We start from the raw sequence: 11883 nt of genomic DNA on the forward strand, positions 1-11883 counted from the left end.
TATTGCATTCGAGTTGAGATTTTCAAGGAAGAGAAAGTGGCTGGTAGAACAGGAGGGAGCCTTTCTATGATGCCAGCGGCTAGAAAAGGCCCAGGGATGGGTCACATGACTTCTGCCGGTATATGGATGTGCGGGCAGTTCGAAGAGTAAACAGTTTTGGCTGTAATGCTATTCAAGAGCATACGTATCAATACACGTACCACGGCCTTTGATTGAGGAGAGATCGCAATGGAAAGCAGGCATCTTGTAGATTGGCTTCGTGACGCCCATGCCATGGAAAAGCAAGCCGAGAAAATGCTTACCGCTCAGGCGCGGCGGCTTGAAAGCTACCCGGCGCTACAAAAGCGTATTGAACAGCACATAGACGAAACCCAGAGTCAGGCGCAAAAGCTTGAACACTGTATCGGGCTTCTGGACACCAGTCCTTCTACCATCAAGGATCTGGGGGCGGAAATGACCGCATTCGGTCAAGCCATCGGGGGCATGATGGTGGAAGATGAAGTGATCAAGGGCAGTATCGCCTCTTATGCCTTCGAAAACTTTGAAATCGGTAACTACAAGGCTCTTATCGCGGCTGCGGATATGGCGGGAGAAGCGGAAATCTCGCAAATCTGTCACGAAATTCTGGAAGAGGAAATCGCGATGGCGGATTGGTTAAGCAAGCATCTGGATGAAACCACGCGTGAGTTCTTGCAGCGTTCGGAAAGTGACCACCTGCGTGCCAAGACCTGATCCTCGATCAAGCACTTTCGAATTATCTTGGCGGTTCGTTACAAGCTTACCCCGGCGCATTGCCGGGGTTTGTTTTTTTAAAATCGGTGTTAATTATAACTAGATTCATCTTTAAGTTTGACAGCTTTTAAATCGCCTTAAAAAATTTCTTGATTGGAGTGGGCTTTAAAGTGTCGTATTGTTTTTTAAAAGTTCTGTAAGATTATTTTTACAAAAAGTAAATAAATTACATTAAGTCTTTTAATACATGAGTTATTTCGGCGTAATATAATAAATTGCCTTGTTTTCAATAACATAGGTTATGACTGGTTGTGCTTTATTCTTTGACAAAAAAACCTTTTCTGTTTAATTATTTGCTTGTGGCGTATGAAGCAATGCTTTTAAATATATGGGCTTAGTAGCACGCTTATTATTTAACATTTGTTAAACATATTCTTTGTATCAAGATATTCGATCTTGTTATGAGGCTGTGTGTTGCTATATTTTGGCTAATTGGCCTCTGTATTACGCATATGTACATGGATTGTATTTTTATTGCTTGTGTATAGCTTTTGTACAGGAACAATGGAGTGTCGAAAATGCGTAATAAGTATAACGCTGATGGACAAGGTGTAATGAATACTAGTGGTTATACTCAATTACCCAGTGGCACGGTGGCACATGAAAGGAAAAGAACGCTCGGTAAAGTATTAAGCCTTTATAGTACGATTAGCGACGATTCGCTAGACCTGCTGTCCAGGCTTAGCGTTAAAACCGTCGAGTTGAAAAGACACCAGAAGCTGTTTTTTCTACATGAAGGAAAGCCCAAGATCTTTATTGTAAAGAAAGGTTGGGTCAGCCTGTGTCAGTCCGTCAAAAACCATGGGCAGGATATATGCAATGTTTATATGCCTGGCGATATTGTCGGGCTTCGAGAAAGCTTTTTCGATAATAGCGATGTTTCAATCCTTGCACTACAGAACTGCGTCCTCGAAAGGATTTCCGCTGACGATGTTCACACTCTTTATGATAAATACCATGATATAAGAAAGGCGATAGTTTCTTATATCATGGTGAATGACAATATTTCTATCGTACGTCTAAGAAGCTGTACCCATCACAAGGCGGAAGAACGCGTTGCTCACTATCTTCTTGAAGTGTACGCCCGGTATCGGTTCAAGAAGATGATCGATTCGGACTTTTTTGCGCTTCCGGTGACTCAGGAAGTGATCGGCGAACTCCTGGGTATTACCAGCGTCCATGTCAGCCGCTGCATGACCGCGCTGGAGCAAAAAAAGCTCATCCGAAAAAGCAGAAGCGTCATCAAACTGCTGGAGCCGGAGCTCTTGAAGGAGTCTACCGGCTTTGATGAGCGGCTTATCTATGGTCACATTTATCTCAACCCCTCTGACTAGCCTCTTGATGGGTTTTTTGCGGGCCCACGCCCTTCAGGGTGTTCATCTCAGTCAGCACCTGGCAAAAAAGCGTGGGCAGGGTTGTGGACCCGCCGTGCAGGTGGGGTAGACTAGTGCGCCTGTCGTCGTGTACACGGCACGTATCATGAGAAGGAGAATACCCGCCATGCGTTTTGTTCCACAATTTACCGATGGTCAGGAGTTTCCCCACGCGCTGGGCAAGGTAGTGTGCGTGGGTCGTAACTACGCCGACCACGCCAAGGAGTTGGAAAACCCGGTTCCGAGCGAGCCTTTACTGTTTATCAAGCCCTCCACCAGCGTGGTCGATCTCGCCAAGCCCCTGGATCCTCCCTTTTCCCGGGGTGATGTGCATTATGAAGCCGAACTGTCGCTACTGATTGGCCAGACGCTGACTCACGCCACCCACGAAGAGGCCGAGCGTGCCATTGTCGGCATTGGTCTGGCGATGGATCTGACTCTTCGCGATGTGCAGACCAAACTCAAGGAGAGCGGTCATCCGTGGGAAACTGCGAAAGCCTTCGACGGGGCCTGCCCGATCTCTTCCTTTCTGCCGTTAAGCCGCGTACCCAACTGGAACGCGCTGACGTTCACGCTGGAGATCAACGGCGAGCAGCGCCAGTACGGTGAAGGATCGGACATGATTTTCGCGATCCCCACGCTGGTGGCGGAAATGAGCCGCCACTTCACCCTGGAGCCGGGCGATGTCATCTTGACCGGCACACCTGCCGGTGTGGGCGAGTTGCCCCGCGGCGCGGCGCTCAAACTGACGCTGACCGGCGGGCTTGAAGTGAACACCAGCGTCGTCGAATAAGACATGGCATGACGCGATAAAAATGCCGTCGGCTCGAAAGCCGGCGGCATTTTTGTGTCTGCCAAGGTGCTGGACAACGTCATTCCAGGTAGGTATACCCTTCAAGCCCCTCCATGAGACTGACTGCAAAGTCTTCTCGTTCGGCTTCGGAAAAACCACTTTTGACAAGCTGGTCAAACAGCTTGCGCTTCAAGACCTGGGCGTCGAAATTTACATAGCCCAGCACGTTGGCCACCGTATCCCCGGCCTGGGGGTTGGAAAGCACCCATTCGCCGTCTGGGCCGAGTGCAGCATCGATGGAGTCGGTATCACCAAAGAGGTTGTGCAAATCGCCCAGAATCTCCTGATAGGCGCCCACCAGGAAAAAGCCCAGCCAACGCTCTTCGTCCGCCGGCCATTCCGGCAGGGGCAGGGTGCTTTCAACGCCCTGGCCGTCCACGTAGCTGTCGATGCGCCCGTCGGAATCGCAGGTGATATCCTGAATGACGGCGCGCCGGGTCACCGGCTCGTTCAGCCCGGTCAGCGGGAGTACCGGAAAGATCTGCTCGATCCCCCAGACATCCGGTACCGACTGAAACAGCGAGAAATTGACGAACAGCTTGTCGGCGAGCTTTTCCGCCAGCTCATCCATGATTTCCCGGTGGGCACGGTTACGGGTGTCCAGCTGGCCTTTCAGGCGGGCGCAGGTCGCCATGTAGAGGCGCTCGCCCTGAGCGCGGGCATTGATGTCGCTCAGGCCCAGCACGAAGCGCTCGTGCAGCTCGCTCACCGCCTGGAGGACATCGTGCCATGCCTCCACCAGCATGCGAGGCTCCTGGGCGCTTTCCAGCTGGTCATACACGCGCCATAGCGCCTCTACCTGCGGGTCGTCCTGAGGGGTGCGCTCGGGCGGAGTATCGTCGATGCGTTCCTCGCCGATCACGTTGGTCACCAGTACCGCGTGGTGGGCGGTCAGCGCCCGGCCGGATTCGCTGATCAGGTGCGGGGCAGGCAGGTTGGCTTCCTGGCAAAGCTGGGCGAACGCGTTCACCACGTTACGGGCGTACTCGCGCATCGAGTAGTTCACCGAACAGTCGCTGCGCGAGCGTGTGCCTTCATAGTCGACCCCCAGGCCTCCGCCTACGTCAACGGTGTCCACCGGTGCGCCGAGGGCGATCAGGTTCTGATAGAACCGGGCACACTCGCGAAGCCCACGCTGAATATCGCGAATGTTGGCAATCTGTGAGCCTAGATGGAAGTGCACCAGCTGAAGGCAAGCCAGGGCGTCCTGGGCGCGCAGGGTTTCCACCACCTGAAGAATCTGGCTGGCAGTCAGGCCGAACTTGGATTTCTCGCCGCCGGTGTTCTGCCACTTGCCCTTGCCCACCGAAGAGAGTCGGGCGCGCAGGCCGATACGCGGGGTGACCTCGAGCTTGCGGGCCTCTTCGAGAATCATCGAAAGCTCGGAGAGCTTTTCGACCACGAGGTATACCTTGTGGCCGAGCTTTTCGCCCAGAAGCGCCAGTCGCACGTACTCGCGGTCTTTATAGCCGTTACAGACGATCAGCGACGAGCCCGCATCGGAAAGCGCCATGACGGCCAGAAGCTCGGGCTTGCTGCCCGCTTCCAGGCCCACGCGGCCGCTGCCGCGCTCGGCGGTGGCGAGAATTTCCTCCACCACGCGGCGCTGCTGGTTCACCTTGATGGGGTACACCGCCGTGTAGCCACCGGCGTAGTCGGCTTCCTGCATGGCGGCGTCGAAGGCGCTGCAAAGCTGTTCGACCCGGTCGTGGAGAATATCGCTGAAGCGCACCAGCACCGGCAGACGAAGCCCGGCACCTTGCAGCTCACGCACCAGCGTATTGAGCGCAAGTGCCGGGCCTTCGGCGTCGCTTCCCAACGGACGTACCAGGGCCTGGCCCTGTTCGTTCACGTCGAAATAGCCGCTGCCCCACTGGTCGATGTTCCAGGTGCGGCGGGCGCGCTGGGCGGCGTTTTGGGCGGTGGGCGAATCACTCATGGATCTAAGGCCTCAGGCAGCGGCAGCGCACCAAAAGCAATGCGTGCCTTTAAAATGGTACGAAAGCGTTCGGGGTCGTGGGGGGTCAGATCAAAGGCGGGCGGGTCCACGTAGACCACCAGAAGCCGCGAGAGCCAGTAGCGAAGCGCGGTCATGCGCAGCATCGTCGGCCACAGTGCGCGCTCGTCCTCGGTCAGCGGGCGTCGTGCCATGTAGGCGCTCAAGATGGCATCGTAACGCTCGACGTTCAGGGTGCCGTCCTCTTCGGTGGCCCAGTCGTTGATCACGATGGCCACATCGAACAACAGCTCGCCGGTACAGCCGTTGTAAAGGTCGATGATACCGCCAAGTTCGTCGCCCTCATACAAGGTGTTATCACGGAACAGATCGCCGTGAAGTGCACCGGTAGGCAGCGCATCGACCTGGCTGAAGGCGCTCTGGAAATCGTCGACCTCGTTTTTCATCAGCGTCTGATCTTCCGGGCTCAGATACGCCAGTACCTTGTGATGAACCGCCTGGAGCCAGTGCAGATCCCGGGGGTTGGGGCGCTGTCCGGGGAAGTGTCTGGATACCACGTGAAGCTGCCCCAACGCCTCACCCAGCGCCCGGCACTGGGCCAGATTGGGGTTGGATGGGTGGCGCCCCGGCATACGGGGAAACAATAGCGCCGGCTTGCCCGCCAGGCTTTGCAGGGCAGTGCCATGGTGGTCGTGCACCGGGCCGGGCACCGGTATACGGTGCTCGTCCAGGTAATCCATCAGATCGATGAAAAACGGCAGCTCCTCGTGCTCCCCTTGCTCGAACAGGGTCAACACCAGCTCGCGCTGATCCGTGGTGACAAAAAACGTCGAGTTTTCCGTACCGCTGGCCACGCCCTGAAGGGCGACCAGACGGCCGACATCGAATTTTTCCAGAAAGGTGGCGACCTGCGCGTCGCTAAGCGGGGTGAATACAGCCATTGTTTTCTCGCCCGGATTTTTGAGCGCCCATTGTAGCGATTTGCATTGCCACTTGGCAGCGTTATGGCAATTTCCTCGCCGTGTACGCCCTGCAGGCTCGCCCTGGAACACTTATCATGGCCCCAACGACGGGTATTTTCGTCTATAGTGGCCACCATCAACGCTTAAGCGATACCCGCTCATTTTCACCCGATCTGCAATAGGGACTGGTTATGGCCCGCGCTCCAATCGTGCTTGTCGATGGCTCCTCATACTTGTACCGCGCCTTTCACGCGCTGCCTCCGCTCAATGCCTCTAACGGCCAGCCCACCGGCGCCGTGAAGGGCGTTTTGAACATGCTCAAGCGGCTCATCAAGGACTACCCCCAAAGCCCCATGGCGGTGGTGTTCGATGCGCCCGGCAAGACTTTTCGCGACGAGATGTACAGCGAGTACAAGGCCCACCGCCCGCCCATGCCGGACGACCTGCGCGGCCAAATCCAGCCGCTGCACGACTGCGTCAAGGCGCTGGGTCTGCCGCTTTTGTGCATCGAAGGTGTGGAGGCGGACGACGTGATCGGCACGCTCGCCTTTCACGCAACACAAGCCGGGCGCGACGCGGTGATCTCCACCGGCGACAAGGATATGGCCCAGCTGGTCAACGGCCACATCACCCTGGTCAACACCATGAAGGACGAAACGCTGGATGTGGCGGGCGTGGAAGACAAGTTCGGCTTGCCGCCGTCCTTGATCATCGATTTTCTCGCGCTGATGGGCGACAAGGTGGATAACATCCCAGGCGTACCCGGGGTGGGCGAGAAAACCGCCATCGGCCTTTTGCAGGGTATGGAAGGCGGGCTCGACACCATTTATGGTGATCTGGATAAGATCAAGACGCTGAGCTTTCGCGGCGCCAAGACGCTGCACAAAAAGCTCGAGGAGCACCGCGACCAGGCCTACCTTTCCTACCAGCTCGCCACTATCAAGACCGACTGTGAGCTGCCGGTGGGCCTCGATGACCTGGACATCGCCCACCCGGACCGGGAAAAGCTCACCGAGCTCTATCAGATGCTGGAGTTCAAGCAGTGGCTGGTGGAGCTGCTCGAGGGCAAGGATGAAGGCGTCGACGACGTGAAAGGCGGCTCGCCTGCCCCGCATGAGGTGAGTGAGGCCGAACCCACCCCCAGCGCGGCGCGGGAAGACCACGTCATCACCGACCAAAAAGAGTTCGATGCGTGGCTCGAGCGGCTCAAAAGCGCCGAGCGGTTCTGTTTCGATCTGGAAACCACCAGCCTTAACTACATGGAGGCGGAGATCGTCGGCGTGGGTCTTTGCCTGCAGGCGGGGGAGGCGGCCTATATACCGTTGGCCCACGACTACCTCGATGCCCCGGCCCAGCTCGACCGGGGTGATGTACTCGCCGCGTTGAAGCCGATTCTGGAAGGTACGCAAACCGTCAAGATCGGCCAGAACCTGAAGTACGATATCTCCGTGCTCGCCAACTACGACATTTCAGTTGCCGGCCCCTTGGCGGACACCATGTTGGCGTCTTATGTACTGAACTCCACCGCCACCCGCCACGACATGGATTCCCTGGCGCTCAAGTACCTCGGCGAGAAAACCATCTCGTTCGAGGAGATCGCCGGCAAGGGCGCCAAGCAGCTCACCTTCAATCAGATCGCACTGGAAGAAGCCGCGCCCTACGCCTGCGAAGACGTGGACATCACCCTGCGCCTGCACGACACCCTGCGCCCGCTGGTCGAAAAAGAGGGCCGCCTGGCCGAGGTGCTCGACCGGCTGGAGCTTCCGCTGATCAAGGTGATTTCGCGCATCGAGCGCAACGGCGTGGCCATCGATGACGAGCGCCTTCACACGCAAAGCCAGCAGCTCGACACGCGCATTCGCGAGCTCGAGCAAAAGGCGTTCGAGCTTGCCGGTCGGGAGTTCAACCTGGGCTCGCCCAAGCAGCTCGGCGAGATCCTGTTCGATGAGCAAAAAATCCCGGTGCTCAAGAAAACCCCGAAGGGCGCCCCGTCTACGGCGGAAGCCGTGCTCGAGGAGCTGGCGCTGGACTACCCGCTGCCCAAGGTGATCATGGAGCACCGCGGGCTTTCCAAGCTCAAATCCACCTACACGGATAAGCTTCCACGCTTGATCAACAAGCAGAGCAAGCGGGTGCATACCAGCTACCACCAAGCGGTGACCGCCACCGGGCGGCTATCGTCGTCGGATCCGAACCTGCAGAACATTCCCATTCGCACTGAAGAGGGGCGCAAGATTCGCCAGGCGTTCGTCGCCCGGCCCGGCTACAAGATCGTCGCCGCCGACTACTCACAGATCGAGCTGCGCATCATGGCGCATCTCTCCGAGGACAAGGGCCTTCTGGAAGCGTTCGCCGAAAACCGGGATATCCACACCGCCACCGCCGCGGAGGTCTTCGGCACGGCGCTTGATAAAGTCAGCAATGAGCAGCGCCGCAGCGCCAAGGCGATCAACTTCGGGCTGATCTACGGCATGAGTGCCTGGGGGCTGGGTAAGCAGCTACACATCGAGCGCAATCAGGCGCAGACCTACATCGACCGCTATTTCGACCGCTACCCGGGCGTGGCGCGCTATATGGAGCGCATTCGCACCCAGGCCGGTGAAGACGGCTTCGTCGAGACCGTACTGGGGCGGCGCCTGTACCTGCCAGAGATCCACTCGCAAAACCGCAACCGCCGCCAGGGCGCCGAGCGCACCGCGATCAACGCCCCCATGCAGGGTACCGCGGCGGACATCATCAAGCAGGCGATGATCGACGTCGACGCCTGGCTCGCCGAGGGTGAATTCGACGCGCTGATGGTCATGCAGGTACACGATGAGCTGGTGTTCGAGGTGAAGGAGGCCCAGGTAGAGTCGTTCATCCAACAGGTGCAAAAACGCATGCAGGGCGCGGCGGAATTGAAAGTACCGCTGATCGTCGAGGCTGAAACCGGCAACAACTGGGACGAGGCGCATTAGAAGCGGTGACATGCGCCGCGAAATCGGCCCGCTTGGCGGCGGGCCGTTGCGCGTTTCGGCGGGCTAGGCTAGCTTCGTGCCGATGGGTACGGGCTGGTCCGGCACGCATAGAGCTACCTCGCCCTGGTCGTTATGAAAACCGGTCACCAGGCACTCGGACATGATGGGTCCGATCTGCTTGGGCGGGAAATTAACCACCGCCACCACGTGCTTGCCCACCAGAGTTTCCGGCGTGTAGAGCTCGGTGATCTGCGCGCTCGACTTTCGCTGACCAATCTCCGGGCCGAAATCCACCAGCAGTTGATAGGCGGGTTTGCGCGCCTCGGCAAAGGGCTCGGCCTTGATGATCTCGCCGACGCGAAGCTCTACCTTGCTGAAGTCATCCCATGAAATCGTGTCCATCAGAGCCTCTCTTGTTGGCGGTTTGTCTCGTTTGAGTATGTTTTTGGCTGTCCGTCTTACGTCTGGCCGGCGCGGCGTGCGCTCGTGCGCGCCAGCGCCGCCCAGTCCAGGAGGCCTTCGTCATGGGCCAGGCTTTCCACGTGGGCGTCGCGCAGCGTGCCGGCCAAGGGCAGCGGCACGTTCACAGCTTCTGCCGCCTCCTGCGCCAAGCGCACGTCCTTCAAGCCCAGTTCGAGTTTGAAGCCGGCGGGCTCGAAGCGGCTTTCAGCGATGGCCGCGCCATAGCCCTTGTAGACTGGAGCCGCAAATACCGTCGAGGTGGCCAACTCGATAAAGTCGGCGGCGTCCACACCGTGCCCCTTGGCAAGCGCTGTCGCCTCACCCATCGTGCCGATAGCGCTGGCGATCATGAAATTGATCCCCAACTTGACCGCATTGGCCTGCTCCGGGCGCTCGCCGATGTGCCAGGTGCGTTGGCCTAGCGCATCAAACAGCGGCTGGACCTTCGAAAGCGTAAGCGCGTCGCAGCCCGCGAGAATGTTGAGCTGGCCCGCACGCGCCACATCGACCCGCCCGAGTACGGGCGCGGCCACGTAGTTGATGCCGTGGGCACGGTGCGCGTCGGCAAGCTCGGTGGCGTATTGCACCGACACCGTGGCCATGTTGACGTGAATAGTGCCCGAGCGCATGGCGGCCAGTACCGTTTCGCTCATCACGGTGCGCGTGGCGTTATCATCGGCCAGCATCGAGATTACGATATCCGCTTCATCGACCGCCTCGATCGGCGTATCGAACGCCCTGGCGCCGTGGGCGGCAAGCGCTGCCGTCGCGGAGCGGGATCGATTCCAGATGCGCAGCGAATGGCCCGCGTCGAGCAGGTTGGCCGCCATGGGGTGCCCCATGATACCCAAGCCCAGAAAGGCAACGTTCATACGAACTCCTGTTAGTCAGTATTATGAAAACGATCATTTCCAAAATAGACAAAAATTAATCCACAACGCGCATCGCAACCTCCACCACGGCTTGCAACTCTTCGCGGCTGCGCCCGGTCTTGCCCACCACGCGTATGCCCTGGGTCAGGCATAAAAGCGTGCGCGCCGTGGCATCGGTTGGAAGCTCTTGGCGAAGGGAGCCGTCCGCCTGGCCCTGGCGGAGCAAATCAGCGACCAGCGCCTCGTTGCGTTCGAGCGCGTCGGTAATATGGGCGGCCATGTCTGCGTCGAAGGCGGACAGCGAGATGGCGCTACCCACCACCAGGCACCCTTGCCGGCCTTGTTCGCCCTGGGCCGACTCGGCATAAAACAAAAGCGCCCGGCGTAGCCGTTCGCGCCCGGTGCCGTCCACGCCCAGGGCGTCGCGAAGCTGTCGCGTCCGCCGCTCCCGGTAGTGATCGTAGGCGGCCAAAAAGACGGCGCGTTTGTCCTTGAACGCCTTGTAGAGACTCCCCTGAGAGAGCCCCATCGCTTTGGTCAGATCGGTGATCGAGGTGGCCTGGTAGCCGCGCTCGCTGAAGACCTCGATGGCCCGGTCCAGCACAGGCGCCAGATCGAACTCTCGGGGGCGGCCGCGGCCGCGCGAAACGAGAGGGGCTTGTCGGTTTGAAGTCGTCATGAATACCATATTGGAAGTGATCGTTTTCCAAATTAGCACAGAAGCCACTTAAGATCACGCCGCCGTCCGAAAAGGCGGCGGAAAGCTCAATAACCAATCATCACGCCGGGAAGAACGCCATCAGCAGACAGGCCAGCAAGATCAGCGCGCAGAAGGGAATCACCGCCTTGTAGAGATCGACGATTTCCACCCCGGGCGGGGCGACGCCCTTCAGATAGAACAGCGCATAGCCGAAAGGCGGGGTGAGGAAGAAGGTTTGCAGCACCACGGCCACCATCACCACGAACCAGAGCGGATCGATCCCCATCTGCTGGATGATCGGCAGCATGATGGGAAAGCTCAGCAGCACGATGCCGGTCCAATCCAGAAACATGCCCAGCACGAACACCAGCAAAAACATCATGATCAGCGCCCCGGTCGTGCCGCCGGGCATCGCCAGCAGCAAATCCTGAAGCACCTGCATGCCGCCGCCTCTAGAGAACACGCCGGTAAAGGCGGTGGCGCCCACCAGCACCACCGAGTCGGGAATGGCGTAGCCTATCGTCGGTGAACACCCGGGTGGGCACGGTATTTTTGTTCGGCACGCAATGATGGCAAGCCCCACGGTGATCAGCGCGATAATCGCTGCCAGGCTCAGGCTGTTGAACGCAAAGTGGACAAACCGCGTGCCAAGAAGCGTATCGGCCTGGATGACAGCCAGGTTCAGTAGAATACTGCTAGGCAGCAAGAAGCCGATAAAGATAGGTCAGACGCAGGCCAGGCTCGCCTAGGCCTGAACAGGCGCGATAAATGCCCGTGGCGAAGGCATCTGTGCCAGAAAACTGCACCACGCCGAACTCATTGAAAGTCTCCATCAGCGCAAGCAATACGTCGTCCATCAGCGCCGGGCGGGTCAGCGGTAGCGCCGGGCTGAAAAAGAGCCGCCAGGATCCGCGCCCTGAGGTGCGGCCCACGTCCAGCATGCCCACCGACTACT

10 protein-coding genes and 1 pseudogene are annotated in these 11883 nt (G+C 58.3%); 4 read left to right on the forward strand and 7 right to left on the reverse strand.

Annotated features, from left to right (window positions below; genetic code table 11):
- The first annotated feature begins 228 nt into the window (after positions 1–228).
- The 3 genes from ACWF8S_RS02425 to ACWF8S_RS02435 all read left to right on the forward strand — a co-directional run bounded on the left by ACWF8S_RS02425 (position 229) and on the right by ACWF8S_RS02435 (position 2958).
- Positions 229–732: a ferritin-like domain-containing protein gene (locus ACWF8S_RS02425; RefSeq protein WP_447555230.1), complete on the forward strand. Its 504-nt coding sequence runs from the start codon at positions 229–231 to the stop codon at positions 730–732.
- A gap of 578 nt (positions 733–1310) precedes the next feature.
- On the forward strand, positions 1311–2126 hold the full coding sequence (locus ACWF8S_RS02430; RefSeq protein ID WP_447555231.1) for a Crp/Fnr family transcriptional regulator: 816 nt from the start codon (positions 1311–1313) through the stop codon (positions 2124–2126).
- Between the two features lie 166 nt (positions 2127–2292).
- Positions 2293–2958, forward strand: coding sequence for a fumarylacetoacetate hydrolase family protein (locus tag ACWF8S_RS02435; protein WP_447555232.1), 666 nt, complete (start codon positions 2293–2295; stop codon positions 2956–2958).
- A 79-nt stretch (positions 2959–3037) separates the two neighbouring features.
- On the opposite strand, the gene speA is transcribed toward ACWF8S_RS02435, so the two are convergent.
- Positions 3038–4957 (reverse strand): biosynthetic arginine decarboxylase, encoded by a 1920-nt coding sequence (speA, locus tag ACWF8S_RS02440; RefSeq protein WP_447555233.1) that lies wholly within the window; start codon positions 4955–4957, stop codon positions 3038–3040.
- Positions 4954–5916: a homoserine kinase gene (locus ACWF8S_RS02445; protein WP_447555234.1), complete on the reverse strand. Its 963-nt coding sequence runs from the start codon at positions 5914–5916 to the stop codon at positions 4954–4956. Before ACWF8S_RS02445 ends, speA begins: the two co-directional genes overlap by 4 nt.
- A gap of 212 nt (positions 5917–6128) precedes the next feature.
- Between ACWF8S_RS02445 and polA the strand changes: the two genes are divergently transcribed.
- Positions 6129–8894: a DNA polymerase I gene (gene polA / locus ACWF8S_RS02450; protein WP_447555235.1), complete on the forward strand. Its 2766-nt coding sequence runs from the start codon at positions 6129–6131 to the stop codon at positions 8892–8894.
- A gap of 63 nt (positions 8895–8957) precedes the next feature.
- Here polA and ACWF8S_RS02455 read toward each other — a convergent pair whose 3' ends face one another.
- From ACWF8S_RS02455 to ACWF8S_RS02475, 5 genes and pseudogenes are all read right to left on the reverse strand, one after another.
- Positions 8958–9296 (reverse strand): tRNA-binding protein, encoded by a 339-nt coding sequence (locus ACWF8S_RS02455; protein WP_447555236.1) that lies wholly within the window; start codon positions 9294–9296, stop codon positions 8958–8960.
- 56 nt (positions 9297–9352) lie between these two features.
- Positions 9353–10228: an NAD(P)-dependent oxidoreductase gene (locus ACWF8S_RS02460; RefSeq protein ID WP_447555237.1), complete on the reverse strand. Its 876-nt coding sequence runs from the start codon at positions 10226–10228 to the stop codon at positions 9353–9355.
- Between the two features lie 55 nt (positions 10229–10283).
- A complete protein-coding gene (locus tag ACWF8S_RS02465; RefSeq protein ID WP_447555238.1) occupies positions 10284–10907 on the reverse strand; it encodes a TetR/AcrR family transcriptional regulator in 624 nt (207 codons plus the stop codon).
- A 100-nt stretch (positions 10908–11007) separates the two neighbouring features.
- Positions 11008–11424: pseudogene (locus ACWF8S_RS02470) on the reverse strand (TRAP transporter large permease subunit); the annotation flags it as partial.
- A gap of 199 nt (positions 11425–11623) precedes the next feature.
- Positions 11624–11869, reverse strand: coding sequence for a hypothetical protein (locus ACWF8S_RS02475; RefSeq protein WP_447555239.1), 246 nt, complete (start codon positions 11867–11869; stop codon positions 11624–11626).
- Positions 11870–11883: the final 14 nt, after the last annotated feature.

The organism is Vreelandella xerophytica (assembly GCF_968048975.1).